Raw genomic sequence first — 16,565 nt, 5'->3', positions numbered from 1 at the left:
CCTGTTCGCGAAATGTTGCGGTGCTCACCGCGCGACGCCGCACCGTGTGCGCCTTCCTCCTGCTCCCCGCACTCACGCGTGGCGCGTGGCGCGTGGCGCGTGGCGCGTGGCGCGCGTGGCGAGAGCAAACCGCGCGGCTTGCGGGAAGGGATTGGATCCGGCGTGACTACGTCGTAGTATGGAAAGCTCGCATCGACCATCGCACCGGCCGTCGGCTGCAGCATCCAGAGGAACGATCCGGCGGTCGTCGCGCGCTCGGTCGAGAGATGGAGAGAGATGAGCTGCTTGAGCGTGGATCCTGTCGTCACCGACAGCTTCGGGATCGAGCCAGCCTTGAGGGACGACACCCTCAGCGTCAAGCTCACCGGCACGGGGGACATGGCGGCATCTCTGCCGCTCAGCAGGTACGTCAAGGCGCTGGAGGGCGAGGTGATGCGCCTCTCGGTGAGCACCGTCGAGTTCGACGTGCGCGACGTGCGCTTCATGAGCTCGAGCTGCCTCAAGGCGTTCGTCGGCTTCATCTGCCGCCTGATAGGCCATGGCCTCAAATGCAGGATACGGTTCGTCACGGACGCGCAGCGGACATGGCAGCGTCGGAGCCTGAAGCCCCTGGATCGCATCTGCCCGGAGCTGGTCTCGATCGCGGACGCCTGATCGAGAGCCCGAGGCCATGACGAGGCAGCGTCGGACGCTCGCGTTTCTGATCGACAATGTCGTTGGCGACTACCAGTCCGAGCTGCGCGCCGGGATCGAGCGCGGCGCCGCGGCGCACGACGTCAACCTGCTGACGGCGTTCAGCGACCCGGCCATGGCTCGCCGGCCGGAGGTGGCCGACCGGGGCACCTTCTATCACCTCATCGGTCCTGAGACCGCCGACGGCGTCATCGTCGCCTCGTCGACGCTCTCCCCTTACGGCGGCATGGAGGTCATGCGATCGTTCTGCCGGTCCTTCGCGCCGCTGCCGGTGTGCAGCATCGGGACCGCGATCGACGGTGTGCCTAGCCTGATGGTCGACAACGCCCTCGGGAGCGAGATATCGGTCGGGCACATGGCGGACGAGCACGGGTGCCGGCGCATCGCGTACATCGGCGGCCCGAGCAGCAGCGAGGAGGCCGCGCTGCGCGCCGGCGGGTACCGGAGGGCGCTTGCGGCGCGGGCGCTCCCTTGCGACGAGCGCCTCCTCGTGTTCGGTGGGTTCACGATCCCGACGGGGCGCGCGGCGATGCGCGAGCTCCTGGCGCGCGGGGTGGCGTTCGACGCCGTGGTGGCGGCCAACGACAGGATGGCGCTCGGGGCGATCGAGGTGCTCAAGGCCGAGGGACGCCGCATCCCGGAAGACGTCCTCGTTTGCGGGTTCGATGACGTCGGCATCGCTCGCTTCACGAAGCCGTCGTTGACGACGGTGCGCCAGCCGATCGAGCGGCTCGGGGGGATGGCCGTGAGCACGGTCCTCCGCATGATCGACGGTGAGGCTGTCGAGGCGCTGCAGCTCGCGCGTGTGGAGCTCACGCAGCGCGAGTCCTGCGGCTGCGGGTACCGCGCGGGCGACACGTTCCTTCAGCCGGTCCCCTCGGTGCGCGGCTTTCCGCGCCCCATCGCGGATCAGCGGGCGTCGCTGGAGCGCGCGCTCGCCAGCAGCGTGGCGATCCCGAGGGGCGCCCTCGACGACTGGGCGGGCGACCTGCTCGCCGCGATGGAGGCGGAGCTCGCGGGCGACGAGGGGCGCTTCCTGCGCGCGCTCCAGGCGCTCCTCGACGGGGCGAGGCGCGAGGGCGTGCTCCTCGAGGAGTTCCAGGCGGTGATATCGCTCCTGCGATCGCGGGTACAGGGGTCGCCCGTGGGCGGCGACGCAGCGCTGGAGCAGCTCTGGCACGCTGCGCGCATCCTGATCGGGAGCGAGTGCGTGCACGTCGAGGGGGAGCAGCGGCTGAACGTCGAGCTCGCCGCGATCGATGTCACCTACGGCGCGCGGGGCTTCTCCGCGTGCTTGAGCCTGCCCGTGCTCAAGGGGTTGCTGGCGTCGGAGCTGCCGAGGATGCGGTTCTCGGACGTCGCCGTGTCGCTGTACGACGACGCTCAGCACGCCACCATGAAGCCGCTGTTCGTGATGGAGGACGGCCGCGAGGTGGAGGTGCCGGCCGTGAGCTTCCCGGCGCACCTCCTCGCGCCCCCGGGCTTCCTGGACGCGGACGAGCGCATCAGCAGGATCGTGCTTCCGGTTGCGTTCGGCGACGAGGAGAGGTTCGGCGTCGCGGTGCTCGACCACCGCGCCAGCGGGATGATGTACGAGGTGCTGCGCCTCCAGCTCGGCTCCGCGGTCAAGGCCGCGGCGCTGCACCGGCAGGTCGTCCGGGAGGTGGAGCTGCGCGAGCGGCTGGAGCAGGAGCGGGTCCGTCAGGAGAGCCAGGTCGCGGCGCGCATTCAGACCACGCTGGTGCCGAAGCAGCTCTCGATCGAGGGGCTCGACCTCTGCGCGGTCATGAAGCCGGCGGCCGAGGTCGGCGGTGATTACTACGATGTGATCCCGGCGAACGGGGGCGGGTGGCTGGGGATCGGCGACGTCGCGGGGCACGGGCTCGCGGCGGGTCTCATCATGCTGATGATCCAGAGCATGGTATCGGCGCTCACGTGCAACGACCCGGCCGCGAGCCCGGCGAAGGTCATCACGGCGCTCAACAAGGCGATCTACAAGAACGTCCGCGATCGTCTGGAGCGCGACGAGCACGCGACGCTCCTCTTGCTCCGGTACGAGCGCAACGGGCGCGTGACGTTCGCGGGCGCGCACGACGACCTGGTCGTGTGCTCGGCGCGGACGCGGCGCTGCGGGTGCATTCCGAGCTCAGGCGTCTGGATCGGCGCGCTGCCCGAGATCGGCGCGCTGACGCGGGACGCCGAGCTCTACCTTGGGGATGGGGACGTGCTCGTGCTCTACAGCGACGGCGTGACCGAGGCGCGGAACGCCCATCACGAGCAGTTCGGGCTGGAGCGGCTCTGCGCCGTCATCGAGGCTGTCCAGACGGAGCCTGTCGGCGTGATTCGCGACCGGATCCTCGATGCGGTCGAGGGGTGGTGCCCGAGCCCCGACGACGACATCACGATCGTCGTGGCGCGGTATCGCGCGCCCGAGTAGCTGGGGCGGGGCGGCGCTCGCTCTGGCCGGGCTCGTTCTTCGTGGTGGACCCGTCGCGCCGGTGGAGCTCCTCGCTGCGCGGGGCACGGCCGGTGCTGCTGCCGGCGAGCGGGCGAAGGAGAAGGCCGCGCGCAGTTACCGCGAGCGCCCTGGTTTCTGGGACCTCGCCGCGTTCTGTGCCCGCGGTCCACGGTCCGGCGCGCGCGAGCGCGTCTTGGCGGGGGATCGGCGGGTCGTGCTGGCTGGCTTCGACGCGAACACCTCGCTCATGACGAGATAGCCGGAGCGCGTGTAATGAGGTGCGGTGGGCGCCAGGAGCCTGTCGCGGTGGCAATGCTGGCTCACCGGGCACCTGCCGGTGATCCTCTCGATTCCGGCGGCTCCCTCTGGCGGCCGCCACCCCGTCCGCCGCGTCCGCCACCCCTCCCGCCGCGAAATTCCCTGAGTTCGCCGCCCTCTCCGCCTGGCACGCCTTTCGCGAAAGGGCTCTGGCATGCAGGCCACGGCGCTCACGTTCTCTCTGCTCGGGCTCGACGCGCACCCCATCCGGGTGGAGGTCGACTCGGGCCGCGGTCCGTCGTTCTTCCAGATGGTGGGCCTCGCCGAGGCGAGCGTCCGCGAGAGCCGCGTGCGCGTCCGCGCCGCGCTCCAGCAACTGGGCATCGAGCTTGACGAATATGTGATCACCGTGAACCTCGCCCCGGCAGACCTCAAGAAGAGCGGCGGCGCGTACGACCTCGCCATCGCGATCGCCGCGCTCGCGGCGCTCGGCAAGGTGCCCGCCGGGGGGCTCGACCGGATTGGCCTGCTCGGCGAGCTGTCGTTGAGCGGCGCGGTGCGCCCCGTGCGCGGCGTCCTGCCGGCGCTGCGCGGCGCGGCGGCGCAGGGGGTCACGCGCGCGATCGTGCCCCAGGGCAACGCGCGCGAAGCGGCGAGCGTGGCTGGTATCGACGTCCTCATCGCGGAGCACCTCGGCCAGGTCGTCGCGCACCTCCGCGGCAACAAGCCCCTTCCGGGCGCGGGGACCATGGCCGCGAACGACGCAGAGCAGAGCGCTTCAGCGGCGGACCTCGCTGAGGTCCGCGGCCAGCACGGGGCGCGCCGCGCCCTCGAGATTGCCGCTTCCGGGGGACACAACCTGATCATGGTCGGCCCGCCAGGCAGCGGAAAGACCATGCTTGCTCGGCGCCTGCCGACGGTCTTGCCGCCGACGTCCTACGACGAGGCGCTCGATATCACCGCGATCCACTCCGTCGCCGGGCTGCTCTCCCCGGACAGGGGCCTCGTCGCGATTCGCCCGTTCCGCGCCCCGCATCATACCGTGAGCGCCGCGGGCCTCGTCGGCGGCGGGGATCCCATCCGCCCCGGCGAGGTCTCCCTGGCCCACCATGGGTGCCTGTTCCTCGACGAGCTGCTCGAGTTCCGCCGCGGCGTCCTCGAGGCGCTCCGCGAGCCGCTCGAGGAGGGCACGGTCGCCCTTTGCCGCGCCCGCGCCCGCGTCGTGTTCCCGGCGCGTCCGATCCTGGTGGCCGCCATCAACCCCTGTCCGTGCGGCTTCCATGGCGACCGCGGCAATCGCTGCGCCTGCTCCCTCGATCGCGTCCGCGCCTACCGCGCGCGGCTGAGCGGGCCGCTGCTCGATCGCATCGATCTTCACATCTCCTTGCCGCCCGTCGATGTCGCTCACCTGTGCGCGCCGCTCGCCGACGGCCGGTCGTCGCTCGACGCGCCCGAGAGCTCCGCGGCGGTGCGGGCGCGCGTGGTCGAGGCCCGGGCCGCGCAGCGCGCGCGCTTCGAGGCGGGGGAGGTCGGGGCGACGCACAACGCCGAGCTCGGCCCGCGCGATCTCGCGCGCGTCGCCATGCCGGACGCGACCGGCGCGCGCGTGCTCGCGTCGGCCGTGGAGCGGCTCGGCCTCTCGGCGCGGGCGTACACCAAGGTGCTGCGGGTCGCCCGCACGCTCGCCGACATGGACAGGAGCTCTGCCGTGCGGGCAGCGCACGTGGCAGAGGCGATCGGCGCGCGGCTGTTCGACCGCGAGGCCGCCTGCGGGCCGGCGCCCGCCAGCACCGCCGCGGGCGCCTGAGCTCGCCGCAGGGCCAAGGACCACCGCGCCCGCAGCGATGCGGGCGCGATCGCGGCCGCCCCGACGGCCGCGCTGGATCGACTGTCCGCGCGCTCGGGGGCGCGCACGTTCAACACGCAGCATTTGAACCGCAACAAGCAACGAACGCACGTCGAAGAGGAGAGACCGAGATGATGACCGAAATCGCTGAGAAGCTCCGCACCGTGAAGACCGTCGTCGGCACCATCGAGAAGCAGTTCGGGAAGGGGGCGATCATGTCATTGAACGACGAGAACGAGACCCGGGACATCGGCCTGATCCGGACCGGTTCCCTGTCGCTCGACGCGGCGCTGGGGATCGGGGGATACCCGCGCGGGCGCATCGTGGAGATCTATGGCCCGGAGTCGTCGGGGAAGACCACGCTCACGTTGCACGCGATGCGGGAGGCGCAGCGCGCGGGCGGCGTCGCCGCGTTCATCGACGCCGAGCACGCGTTCGACGTCACGTACGCGCGCTCGCTCGGCGTCGATATCGACAGGCTGCTCGTCTCGCAGCCGGACAACGGCGAGCAGGCGCTCGAGATCGTCGAGATGCTCGCGCGCTCGAGCGCCGTTGACGTGATCGTCGTCGACTCGGTGGCTGCTCTCACGCCCAAGGCCGAGATCGAGGGGGACATGGGCGATTCGCACATGGGCCTCCAGGCGCGGCTGATGAGCCAGGCGCTGCGGAAGCTCACGGGCATATGCCACCGCACCGACACCACGCTCATCTTCATCAACCAGCTCCGGCAGAAGATCGGCGTCGTTTTCGGCAATCCCGAGGTGACGACCGGCGGCAATGCGCTCAAGTTCTACGCGAGCGTGCGGCTCGACGTGCGCCGGGTAGGGCCGGTGAAGGTGAGCGACGAGGCCATTGGAAGCAGGACGCGCGTCAAGGTGGTCAAGAACAAGATGGCTCCTCCGTTCAGAGAAGCCGAGTTCGACATCCGGTGGGGAGCGGGCATCGACGGCGCGGCGGATCTCATCGACTTCGCCTGCCAGCTCGGGGTCGTGGAGAAGAGCGGCGCGCACCTGTCGTTCGCGGGCGAGCACATCGGGCAGGGGAGGGAGCGCGCCCGCGAGGCGCTGCTCGGCAAGCCGACGCTCGCCTCGTCGCTCCGCGCCGCCGTCGACGCGGCGGCGCCGGGGCGGCCCGGAGGCGGCGCGGCGATGGATTCCTGATCTCGGGGCGGCTGGCGGCTCGCCGCCGCCGACGCGGCCGCTCTCGCAACGCGACGACGCCGCGCCTCGCGCGAGGCGCAGGGCGGCGGACGGTGAGCGACGGCAGAGACGACACGGACAAGAGAACGACAGCAGACGACAACACAGAAGCGAACTGGAGCATGTCATGAACGAAGGACTGAACAAGGTGATCCTCATGGGCAATCTCGGCGCGGATCCGGAGCTGCGCTACACGGGCAATGGCACCCCGGTGCTTCACCTGCGCATGGCGACGAACGAGTCGTTCGTGGACAGGAACAAGGAGCCCAAGGAGCGCACCGAGTGGCACAGCATCGTGTTCTGGGGGCCGCGCGCCGAGGCGCTGGCCAAGGTGCTGACGAAGGGGGACGGCGTGCTCATCGAGGGCGGGCTTCGCACGTCGAGCTACGAGAAGGACGGGATCAAGCGCTACCGCACCGAGGTGATCGCGCGGGATCTCCGCTTCGCGGGGCGGCGGGCCGCGTCGACGGAGCTCGCGCCGGGTCCGGACGACGACGGCGATCCGACGCTGCCCGGGGCGAGCGTGCCGACCACGGCGCGGCTCGGGAAGAACGGCGCGCGGGGACGGCCCCCGGAGGTGCCCGCGCTGGATGAGATGCCGTACTGAGGCGCTCCGTCCGGACGGGCGCGCGGGGCGAGGCGGCTTGTATCGAGCCGCCTCGCGGCGTCCCCCAGCATGCGCCGTCTCACCCGGTTCGCGACATTCCCCTCCTGCGGTCGCCGTCGCGACCCCATCGAGCCCCCCCGCGCTCAGCGCTTGGCGTGTTGCTGGATTCCACTCAGGCCAGTTTCCAGGGCGATGTATCACGAGGTAGCCCTTCGTGGACGCTGGCGCGCAGCGTCAGCCGCGAGATGACTGATTCGATGACTTCAGGTCACCATCACACGGTGGACAGTATCCGGCAGTGCCGTCTGAAGAACTCTCGTGTCCTACATGAACACAGAAAAGTGATTGAATCGATGGATAACGTGCTCGAAGTGTGTTGACGAATGCCGTGCTTTGGAAGTAAACAGTGGATGCTAGGCTCGACGCGACCAGGTGCGATTCTCTTGCTGTACACGATCGACCTCCTCAACCGAATCTGCTCGGCCTGCGGAACGGCAACGTGGTAACCGTCAACCGAGGTACTTCATGCTCAGCAATGCGGTTCGCTTTCTGATGGTGTCTGCTGCTGCTTCTGTCGTCGCGCTCGGCGCTGCGCCGGCCGACGCGTGCTCCCTGCTGTCCAGCGGAGCGCTCGACTTCATCGCTGCCGGTACGCCATCGGCGGTCGGGGCTGTCTTCTTCACGAACGTTCAGAAAGAGGAGTTCTGGTCCGATCCAGACCCGATCGTGGACGCGGTGAACGACGCGGCCAATATGTCCTACTACTGGGGTTCGACGAGCCCGAGCTCGGAGAAGTACTATACCGAGTTCACCAAGCCCGGGGCCATCGTCTCGCTGAGGTCGAACATCTCCGGCGTCGCTGCGGGTGACGTGCTCGTCATCAACAAGACGGTGGCAGGCGGCGTACAGACCGCATACGGCGGGCACACCGTGATCGTCACGGGCCCGGCGCAGCAGCTCACGACGGCCATCAACCCGATCTACTCGGACACGCTGCAGTGGGCGCTGCCGATCGCCGACTCCACCAGTTCGGTCCATGGATGCAGCACCACCTGGCGTGACAGCCGGTGGACGAGCACGTGCAGCGACTTCGTCGCAGGGCCGGGAACGGGCTACATGCGCATCTATACCGATCTTGCCGGAAACTTCGTGGGTCACACATGGAGCGTCACCTCGGTTTCAAGCAGCAATTTTTACCCGATCGCGAGCACGACCGTCCCGGCGCGGCCCTTCGTCATCGGCGAGCTGACGACCTGCCCGCTGCCCACGCCGACCCCCTGAGCCGGCGCGCCTCCGGCGCAGCGGCGCGATCGTCTGGCGATCCTGAGGGCGCGCGCCCTCAGGATCGCCGCCTCCCTCCTTCGGCGTTTACGGCGTTCCGCCCTTCTCGGCCGCCGCGGGCACGCGGCAGAGCTGGGCGATGCCTTTTCCGCTCAGCTTCTCGCGCGTCAGTTCGAACTGCGGCACGTACATGCAGAAGCGGCCGCCCTTCTCGGTCGCGATGCTCGTTCGACGCGAGATCATCTCCTCGAGCTCCGAGCGGCTGATGGCCTTGTCCGTCTTCAGCGTGTCCGAGATCTTGAGATCAACCGCGTTCGGGCAGCTGACGCTGGCAGCGACGGTGAGGTTGGGCTTCACCTTCTCCTGACCTTCGCGATAGTCAGCACCTGGCCCGGCCTGGCCGCCCGCTTGCGCCCTGCCGGCCTGGGCGCCTTCGTGGGGCTGGCTGCCGCCTTGAGCGCCGCCGGCATGGGCCTGGGCCTGGCTGCCGTCGGTCTGGCCCTGCGCCCCCGCGCCGCCGCCCCGTCCCAGGTTGCCGCTGCCGGTCTGGCCGCCCGACGGCTGCTGCGACTTGCCCGCCGCGACGGGATCGATCCGACCGTTGACGGAGGCCGTGTAGGTGCACCCTTCCTCGACCGGGAACGAGATCTGCTCCTGGAGATTTATCGCCTGTTTCTTCTGACCCTGCCCCTGTTGCTGCTGCGTGCGCTGTGCGCCGCTCGGGCTGGGCTTGTCGCCCTGATGCTGCGCGCCGCCCTGCGCCGCTCCCGACGAGCCCGGTTCGCGTTGCTGCGGCGAGCCCGATTCGCGGTGCTGCGGCGAGCCCGTGCCGCCCGTCTGTGCTGCCGCGAGCGCCGGCGCGACCGCGAGCGCTCCCATGGCGAGCGCGAGTTGGATGGACCGATTCGATTTCATATTACCCCCAACCGTAGAATCTGCTTCCGATCGTACTCACCACCGCCGCGGGCCGACCGCCCACTAGGCGGCTTGTTCCCAGACCTTCCTTGACAGCGCGTCCTTGATCCACGCGAGGTGTCGCTGCTCATCAGTGTAGTTGCGCTCGACGATCGCGCGCGCCTCGGCCGTGAGCGACTCGTCCAGCGCCGCCTGGTATTGCCGGTTCGTGAGCTCCTCGTTGCCGCGCATGGCGAGGAGCGCGCTCTGGTCTCCCTGGCTCGTGATCGCCGTGAACCCTTCGATGAGCTTGCCCTTGAGGTCGCGGGTCCGTGCCGCGATGCCGCCGAGCGACGTCACATGCGCGGTCAGATCCACCACGTGGCGCGCATGATCGTCCCTGAAGCTCGCGAGCCGCTGCTTGGTATGAGCGTGCTCGCACGCCTCGATGGCGCGATCGTAAGCGGTGATCGCGTCGCGATCGAGCTGGATGAGGTCGTTGAGCACCTCGATGACGTCTCTCGCCATGATGGACACTCCTTCCGGGATCCCGCTCCGCTCGGACCCCACCGCCCACCACCTGGGGCATTTGCGTGGGGGCGCAAGCCATGCGCACGTCGTCACCGGAACATGTATTCGCCGTTGCCGCGCCGGGCTCGGCCGCCGCTCGAGGCTGCCGATGGCGGCCGTGGCGGGCGGTCCGGCATCCCGAACGGTCCGGCAACCTCGACCTGGCACGGACCGTGAAAGTCAGTCGGGAGACGGGAGACGGGAAACCCTACAGCTTCCGTGGACCGGCGCCGCCAGCGCCGGCGCCGCGGGGAGATGGGATTGTGCCTATGAAACGCTCTCTTGGCCGCTCCTCGCTGCGCGCCGCGCTCGCGCTGCTCCTCGCCGCCTCCGCGGCTTGCGCCGAGGGGCTCGCGAACGCGCCCAGCATCAACCGCGAATGGACCCCGGAGGACCGTGGTCAGGACGCCATCGCGAATGGCCCGAGCTCCTGCCCCAGGGAAGGCCCCGATCCGCTCTCGCCCCCCGGCGAGCTGCGCGACATCTGCCCCAAGGCCGCTCCGGCGCGGCTGCCCAACGCCGCCGCGTCGCCCTGAGCGCAGCCGGCTCGCGCCAGAAAACCTCGCTGCGCCCGCTGACCTCCGTTCGCGCGCGCAGGAGCGCGCGGCGAGCTCGGAACGAAAGAGGGCCTCCTGCGGCCGACCGCTTCCACGATTCGACCGCCCGGATGCGGTTGTGCCTGCCAGCGCGAAGGCAGAATGTCCCGGCTGAGGCGCGCTGCCTCAGGCAGAAGGAACGATCGCCAGGGCTCTGGTCTGCCTCTACGGCTCGGGCGCGACAGCTCCCGCTGCGGGGGGGCGACTCCGCCGCTCGCCCGCGGGGCACTCGCGGTGCCCGGCGCCTGCCGCGTCGATCGTGAGCTGGCCGGTCCGGCGTGGCTGCCGCGCGGTCGGGATGGTGATGGGCTCCTCGATGAGCTCCGGCGCCAGGGCGCCGCGGGCGGGGACGAAGCGCGGCTCGCCCGGCTTGCGATCGTCGGCCACCTTCCACGCGCGTGGCACCTTCCTCAACCCGACGGGATAGAGGGTGAGGCCGTCGCGGTGGACGTGAATCCGCAAGAAGTTCTTGTAGTCCTGGATCCGGAGCGCCGAGAACGCTTCGTTGCCGTGCCGCTGCGCGACGTTGAGCGAGATCAGGAGATAGACGCCCATGATCGTCGACCCGACCACGGCGCCGGCGGCGCCGACGAAGAGCGTCACGCCGAGGAGGCTCCACATGGACGGGAGGTCCCGGACGTCGACGCCGAGCAGCGCGCCGCCGAGGTGCGCGAGCCCCAGCGCCGCCCCGAGGTGCGCGAGCGCGTGGAGCGAGCCCGCGAACCGGCGATACCAGGTCTTGTAGGTGTCCGTGAAGACGATGAACACGAGCACGACGACGAGGACCCACCCCACGGCCCCCGGCCCGGGACGGGGCAGCGTCAGGGAGGAGAGCATGTAGACGAAGGCGGCGGCAGGCCAGAAGCCGAGGTTGTGCCGAGCGAACGAGAGGTTGCGCCAGGCGAGCCGGCGCGACTCCGACTCTGACGGAAACGAGGCGCGCAACACATAAGGGCGCTGGTCGGCGCCCGCGCCGGAGCGGACCACGGTGACCGGCTCGCCGTGGGTCGGGTGGAGGAACGCGCCGCCGCCGCCGGCGATGACGTTTTGCCGGCCGTCCGCGGACTCGTGGCGGCGATAGTGGTGCAGATCTCCGGCGATTCGCGCGACGATCTCGACCCCGGGCCGCGCGTCGGCGAGCTGCTTCTCGAAGAAGGCGAGGTTGCTCTGGAGCTCTGGGTTGTAGATGGCGCCCTTCACCCAGTCGGGCTCGGCGGTGCAGAGGATCACGCGATCTCCGTCGCGCATGTCGTGCGTCGCCAGCTTGCAGAAATACTCGATCTGCGGCTGGTCGATGTCGGACTCGAGCTGGATGTCGACGCCGAGCAGCCAGAAGCCGTGGGGCAGCTTCAGCGCGAAGTAGCTCCGCGACTGGAGCGTCTTCCAGGCGCCGAGCGTGCGTTTCTGGCCGAAGAGGCGCATGAAGCTCATCAGCCCGTCGTACCAGTCGTGGTTGCCAGGGATGGCGAACAGGTGCGGCGCCTCCGTCACATCGGCCTTCGGGAGCGCGGCCGCGTAGGGCTCGACGAGCCGCGTCCAGTACGCCTGACGCGTGGCCGAGGGGTAGACCTGGTCGCCGCCCATGACGAGCACCTCTCCGCGCCTCGTCTCCCGGCCGCCCAGCGAGAGGACCGGCCGCGCGAGGAGGCTCGCGATCGCGTAGGTGGGGTTGAAGCCATCGCCTGTGTCCGCCACGTAATCGATCCAGAGCTCGTCGCGCATGACGCCGTTTCGGACGGCATAGTCGAAGGGAGGCTGCGGCCCCGCGATCGCCTCGAGGAGGCGGAAATCGCCGCGCGCGCCCATCAGGCGGGAGACGGTCATGTCGAGCGCGGAGCGGGCCAGCTGGAAGGGGCTGTACCAGCATGTCATGACGCTCCGCTGGAGCGCCGCGAGCCGCTCGCGATCCGGGCGATCGATCATCCGTCCCTCCGCTCAAGGGAGATTATCACCGCCGGAGCGTCGCGTCGCCTCGGCCGCGCGCTTCTGCGGGGCGCGACGACGTTGTGAGCGCTCACGCTAGGCGAGATCACTGCCCTCCTTGAGACAGCCGGCGAGCTCGCTGAGGAGCTTGTCGGTCGCCTCCAGACCGCTCGTGAAGGCTTCGCCCTCCTTGGCTCGGCGGGTGAGGCGCATGTCGGGCGACAGTCGGTAGGGTGAGGCCTTCGGCTGGACCAGCTTGAGCACCTTGGCATGATCGAGCGGGGTGTCCTCGCGCAAGTGCAGCGTCACGCCCTTGGCGCTCGCCTCGCATGCGAGCGCCTTCAGCCGGCGCAGCTCGGTCTTGAGCCGCATGAGGTGCACGAACCGGCGCGCCTCGAGCGGAGGCGGGCCGAAGCGATCCTCCATCTCGACCGCGAGGTCCTGCACGTCCTCGGTCGAGGCGGCACCGGCGAGCCGCTTGTAGAGGGAGAGGCGTATGCCTACATCGGAAATATACTCTTCTGGCAGAAGCGCGTCGGCGTCGAAGGAGAGCTCGGTGTCGACGTCGTGGACCACGGGCTCGCCGCGCAGCTCGTGGACGGCCTCGTCGAGCATCTGGCAGAAGAGCTCGAAGCCAACCTGGGCGACGGTGCCGCTCTGCTCGGCGCCGAGGAGGTCGCCGGAGCCGCGAAGCTCCAGGTCGAGCGAGGCGATATGGAAGCCGGAGCCGAGCTCGGTGTGGCGCTCGAGGGCCTCGATGCGGGCGCGGGCCTCGTCGGTCATGGCGTTCGGGGGCGGGACGATGAGGTAGCAGTAGGCGCGCTCCTTGGAGCGGCCGACGCGGCCGCGCAGCTGGTAGAGCTGCGAGAGGCCGAACATGTCGGCGCGGTCGATGAGGATCGTGTTGGCGCGGGGGATGTCGAGGCCGCTCTCGATGATGGCGGTGGCGCAGAGGACGTCGTAGCGCCCCTCGACGAAGTCGAGCATCGCCTGCTCGAGGTGCTGCTCGCTCATCTGGCCGTGGGCGACGCAGATGCGGGCGCTCGGGACGAGCTCGGCGAGGCGGGCGGCGCGCTCGTAGAGGCCCTCGACGCGGTTGTAGACGTAGAACACCTGGCCGCCGCGGCCGACCTCGCGGAGGACCGCCTCACGGAGGACGGCCTCGTCGTGGCGGGTCACCACGGTGCGGATGGCGCGGCGATCGACCGGGGGGGTCGTGATGATCGACATGTCGCGGAGGCCGGAGACGGCCATCTGGAGGGTGCGGGGGATGGGGGTGGCCGAGAGCGTGAGGACGTCGACGTTGGTCTTGAGCGCCTTGATGCGCTCCTTGTGGGTGACGCCGAAGCGCTGCTCCTCGTCGACGACGAGGAGGCCGAGCCGCTTGAAGTGGACGTCCTTGGAGAGGAGGCGGTGGGTGCCGATCACGACGTCGACGCTGCCGTCGCGGAGGCCGCGAGAGACCTCGTCCTGCTCCTGCTTGGTCTGGAAGCGGGACATGACGCGGACCTCGATGGGGTAGGAAGCCATCCGGGATCGGAAGCTGAGGTAGTGCTGCTGCGCGAGCACCGTGGTTGGGCAGAGGACGGCGACCTGCCTGCCGGCGTTTGCGGCGCGGAAGGCGGCGCGGATGGCAACCTCGGTCTTTCCGAACCCGACATCGCCGCAGACGAGGCGGTCCATCGGGCGGCCGGACTCGAGGTCGGCCGCAACCTCGGTGATCGCCCGGGCCTGGTCGGGCGTCTCGTCGAAGGGGAAGGTCGCTTCGAAGGCGCGGTAATCGTCGTCCGCCGGTGGAACGGGCTCCGCCGTGGCGGCGCGGCGCTCGGCGTAGAGGCGGAGGAGCTCGTCGGCCATCTTGCGGACGCTCTTCTCAACCCGCGCCTTTGTCTTGGCGAACGTCTGCCCGCCGAGCCGGTCGAGCTTGGGGGCGCCTTCGCCACCGCTGAATTTCTGGATCTGGTTCAGGCGGTAGACCGGGAGGTAGAGCTTGTCACCGCCGGCGTACTCGACGGCGATGAGATCGACCGTGGTTGAGCCGACCTGCTTGTGGACGAGGCCAAGGTACCGCCCGATACCGTGATCAACGTGGACGACGTAGTCGCCGACGCCGAGGTTGCGGAGGTCCTCGAGGAAGGCCTGCGACGGCTTCGTGGAGGAGGCGGCAGCGCGTGCGGCGCGGCGGTGAGCGCGAGCACCGAAGATTTCCTCCTCCGTGACCAGCGCGAGCCCCTCGGCAGGAGCGATGACGCCGCGCGCAAGAGAACCCGTAACGACGAGGGCCGTGTCGCGCGGAGACGCGGAGCTGCTGCCATCGAAGAAGGCGGGGTCGAACGGACCGAGGTTGGCCTTCACCCGCACGTCGCGATGGCGGAGCAGGGCGACGAGGCGCTCAACCTGGGTCTGCGCGCGTGCAGCGATAAGAACTCGTAGGCCCGCTTCTTGCCAAGCGACCACCCGACGAACGAGCGGGTCGAGAGCGCCGTGCTTGCCGCGTGACGCGCGAGCCGTCTTGATGGCGCGCTCGAGGTCCGACTGGTCGCGCGTCGCGAGCGACGGGACGTCCTCAGGAACGACCTCGAAACGCTCCAGCGAGTTCTGGTTTTCCGCAGCACCCTCAACCCCGGTGCGGTGCAGGGCAAGCACGGCACGCGCGCCGAGCCACGAGGCAACGTGTGCCTCGTCCTCGTAGAAGGAGGCCAGCGGGAAGTGCGGCTCACGGTCCTTGTGGCTCCGATCGGTCGCAGCGCGACCGAGCTCGTTGCGCACGGCGGCGGTGAGGGAGGATGGGTCCTCAAGGAGGAGGAGCGCGTCGTCGGGCAGGTACGACGTGAAGGAGGCGAGGTCGATGAAGGCAGGCAAGTAGCCTTCGGCCCCGAAGAAGGCGCGGCCGCTCGCGACGTCGTCGACCAGGGCGCGCGCCTTGGTTGAGGGGAAGTCGATGACGTCACATGCGGAGCGTACCCGCTGGCGGGCCCGCTCGACATTGGCAGGCGTGAGGATCGCCTCGCGCGCCGGCGGGATCCAGACCTCCTTCACGTCGGCGACCGTGCGCTGGTCGTCGGGGTTGAATGTCTTGATCGATGCGACGACGTCTCCGTAAAAGTCGATGCGCACCGGCAGCTCGGCGGAGGGCGCCCAGACATCGAGGAGGGCGCCGCGGACGGCGAAGGTCCCCGGGTCTTCTACGAGGGGGCTGCGGACGTAGCCCGATGCACCGAGGCGGGCCGAGAGCGCGTCGCGATCCATCTCCTGCTCGGCGATGACGAGCTCGGCGTGTTCGGTGATCTCGTCCCTGGGTACGACCTTGCGGGCGAGCGCGGTGATGGGGCAGACGAGGACCGACCAGGGAAGGTCCATGCCGAGGTGGAAGAGTGTGGCGAGGCGGGTCTGGGCGCCCCGGCGGTCCGGGTTGACATCCGCGTAAGGGCTGGCCTCGTTCGGCAGGTAGAGAAGGACGCGGCCGAACGTGGTCGAGCCGGCTGCCTCGGCGTCATCGGCATCCCGATCGACGAGCAGGAACGAGGTATCGGCCGCCAGAGCGCGGGCGCTGTCGATGTCGGGAGTGAGGGCGATGATCCGGCGCCCGGCGGCGGCCGCGACGAGGCGACGGATGACGAGGGCACCGGCCGAGCCGGCCGCGCCTGTGACATGACGGGTGCCAGGCGGCGCCACGGCGAGCTCTGCGGCGAGCTCACGGGGCGTGACGACCCGGCGGTCTGCCGGGAGATCGAACGACGGGAGCGGCTCGAAGTCGGCCGGCGTGGAGGCGGGCGGGCCGCTGGTAGCGGTATCGTTCGAGGCGCTGTCGTCGACGTGGCCTGAGAGCTCGGCGACCGTGGCGCTGAGCGGGGAGATCGAGGTGGAAGTGAGGGAGCGCTCGGGGGGCATCGGCGCAGCGCGGTCTAGCATAGGCGGCGCGATTCGACCCGCGGTCTCGACCCGACCGTGGTTCGCGCCGCGCGCGGGAACGCAACCCCGCCGTGCTGGGAGCGTATCTCGTGGCCGTCGTAGCGGGGGCGCTACGTGACGCGCACGCCAGCTCGGTCCCGGTCCCGAATCGCCTCTCGTCACGATGGTAACGTCGACTCTGGACTCCACTCCACGCAGACATTTCGACCGATCAAGCGCTGTTCACGCCCAGCCTGGCAGCCTCGAGCGAACCCGAGCGGGCGAACCAGTACGCCTGCCGGTCAGTCGAGTCGTCCGTTGTTGCGCATGAATCGAGCCTTCGAGGAGA

At 69.8% G+C, this 16,565-nt stretch carries 11 protein-coding genes; 7 read left to right on the top strand and 4 right to left on the bottom strand.

Going from position 1 to position 16,565, the window contains the following annotated elements:
* Positions 1-276: 276 nt before the first annotated feature.
* The 6 genes from ACSRUE_RS35000 (at position 277) to ACSRUE_RS34975 (ending at position 8,342) form a co-directional block, all read left to right on the top strand.
* On the top strand, positions 277-654 hold the full coding sequence (locus ACSRUE_RS35000) for a hypothetical protein (RefSeq protein ID WP_441287389.1): 378 nt from the start codon (positions 277-279) through the stop codon (positions 652-654).
* A 16-nt stretch (positions 655-670) separates the two neighbouring features.
* A complete protein-coding gene (locus ACSRUE_RS34995; RefSeq protein WP_441287388.1) occupies positions 671-3,130 on the top strand; it encodes a SpoIIE family protein phosphatase in 2,460 nt (819 codons plus the stop codon).
* A gap of 493 nt (positions 3,131-3,623) precedes the next feature.
* Complete coding sequence (locus ACSRUE_RS34990) at positions 3,624-5,216, top strand: YifB family Mg chelatase-like AAA ATPase (RefSeq protein WP_437768549.1); 1,593 nt, start codon at positions 3,624-3,626, stop codon at positions 5,214-5,216.
* A 170-nt stretch (positions 5,217-5,386) separates the two neighbouring features.
* Positions 5,387-6,415 (top strand): recombinase RecA, encoded by a 1,029-nt coding sequence (gene recA, locus ACSRUE_RS34985; protein WP_441287387.1) that lies wholly within the window; start codon positions 5,387-5,389, stop codon positions 6,413-6,415.
* 166 nt (positions 6,416-6,581) lie between these two features.
* Positions 6,582-7,061 carry a single-stranded DNA-binding protein gene (locus tag ACSRUE_RS34980; protein ID WP_441287386.1) on the top strand — a complete coding sequence of 160 codons (480 nt, stop codon included), beginning with the start codon at positions 6,582-6,584 and terminating at the stop codon, positions 7,059-7,061.
* 552 nt (positions 7,062-7,613) lie between these two features.
* Positions 7,614-8,342, top strand: a complete 729-nt coding sequence (locus ACSRUE_RS34975; RefSeq protein ID WP_441287385.1) for a hypothetical protein — start codon at positions 7,614-7,616, stop codon at positions 8,340-8,342.
* 87 nt (positions 8,343-8,429) lie between these two features.
* Here ACSRUE_RS34975 and ACSRUE_RS34970 read toward each other — a convergent pair whose 3' ends face one another.
* Both ACSRUE_RS34970 and ACSRUE_RS34965 read right to left on the bottom strand, forming a co-directional pair.
* On the bottom strand, positions 8,430-9,257 hold the full coding sequence (locus ACSRUE_RS34970; protein WP_441287384.1) for a hypothetical protein: 828 nt from the start codon (positions 9,255-9,257) through the stop codon (positions 8,430-8,432).
* Between the two features lie 63 nt (positions 9,258-9,320).
* Positions 9,321-9,764, bottom strand: a complete 444-nt coding sequence (locus ACSRUE_RS34965; RefSeq protein WP_441287383.1) for a ferritin-like domain-containing protein — start codon at positions 9,762-9,764, stop codon at positions 9,321-9,323.
* Between the two features lie 311 nt (positions 9,765-10,075).
* Between ACSRUE_RS34965 and ACSRUE_RS34960 the strand changes: the two genes are divergently transcribed.
* Complete coding sequence (locus tag ACSRUE_RS34960; protein WP_441287382.1) at positions 10,076-10,342, top strand: hypothetical protein; 267 nt, start codon at positions 10,076-10,078, stop codon at positions 10,340-10,342.
* A gap of 225 nt (positions 10,343-10,567) precedes the next feature.
* Here ACSRUE_RS34960 and ACSRUE_RS34955 read toward each other — a convergent pair whose 3' ends face one another.
* The gene (locus ACSRUE_RS34955; protein ID WP_441287381.1) at positions 10,568-12,325 is read right to left on the bottom strand and encodes a metallophosphoesterase; all 1,758 of its coding nucleotides are present in this window, start codon (positions 12,323-12,325) and stop codon (positions 10,568-10,570) included.
* Positions 12,326-12,421: 96 nt separating this feature from the next.
* A complete protein-coding gene (gene mfd / locus ACSRUE_RS34950; protein WP_441287380.1) occupies positions 12,422-16,237 on the bottom strand; it encodes a transcription-repair coupling factor in 3,816 nt (1,271 codons plus the stop codon).
* Between the last annotated feature and the right edge of the window lie 328 nt (positions 16,238-16,565).

The organism is Sorangium sp. KYC3313 (genome assembly GCF_052075895.1).
Taxonomy (GTDB): Bacteria; Myxococcota_A; Polyangia; order Polyangiales; family Polyangiaceae; genus Sorangium; species Sorangium cellulosum_B.
This window is presented reverse-complemented; position numbering and strand designations above follow the sequence as displayed.

Bases quoted from the DNA above. Each gene is read 5' to 3' on its own strand.
- ACSRUE_RS35000 (WP_441287389.1), top strand. From the start codon at position 277: ATGAGCTGCTTGAGCGTGGATCCTGTCGTCACCGACAGCTTCGGGATC.
- ACSRUE_RS34995 (WP_441287388.1), top strand. From the start codon at position 671: ATGACGAGGCAGCGTCGGACGCTCGCGTTTCTGATCGACAATGTCGTT.
- ACSRUE_RS34990 (WP_437768549.1), top strand. From the start codon at position 3,624: ATGCAGGCCACGGCGCTCACGTTCTCTCTGCTCGGGCTCGACGCGCAC.
- recA (WP_441287387.1), top strand. From the start codon at position 5,387: ATGATGACCGAAATCGCTGAGAAGCTCCGCACCGTGAAGACCGTCGTC.
- ACSRUE_RS34980 (WP_441287386.1), top strand. From the start codon at position 6,582: ATGAACGAAGGACTGAACAAGGTGATCCTCATGGGCAATCTCGGCGCG.
- ACSRUE_RS34975 (WP_441287385.1), top strand. From the start codon at position 7,614: ATGGTGTCTGCTGCTGCTTCTGTCGTCGCGCTCGGCGCTGCGCCGGCC.
- ACSRUE_RS34970 (WP_441287384.1), bottom strand. From the start codon at position 9,257: ATGAAATCGAATCGGTCCATCCAACTCGCGCTCGCCATGGGAGCGCTC.
- ACSRUE_RS34965 (WP_441287383.1), bottom strand. From the start codon at position 9,764: ATGGCGAGAGACGTCATCGAGGTGCTCAACGACCTCATCCAGCTCGAT.
- ACSRUE_RS34960 (WP_441287382.1), top strand. From the start codon at position 10,076: ATGAAACGCTCTCTTGGCCGCTCCTCGCTGCGCGCCGCGCTCGCGCTG.
- ACSRUE_RS34955 (WP_441287381.1), bottom strand. From the start codon at position 12,325: ATGATCGATCGCCCGGATCGCGAGCGGCTCGCGGCGCTCCAGCGGAGC.
- mfd (WP_441287380.1), bottom strand. From the start codon at position 16,237: ATGCTAGACCGCGCTGCGCCGATGCCCCCCGAGCGCTCCCTCACTTCC.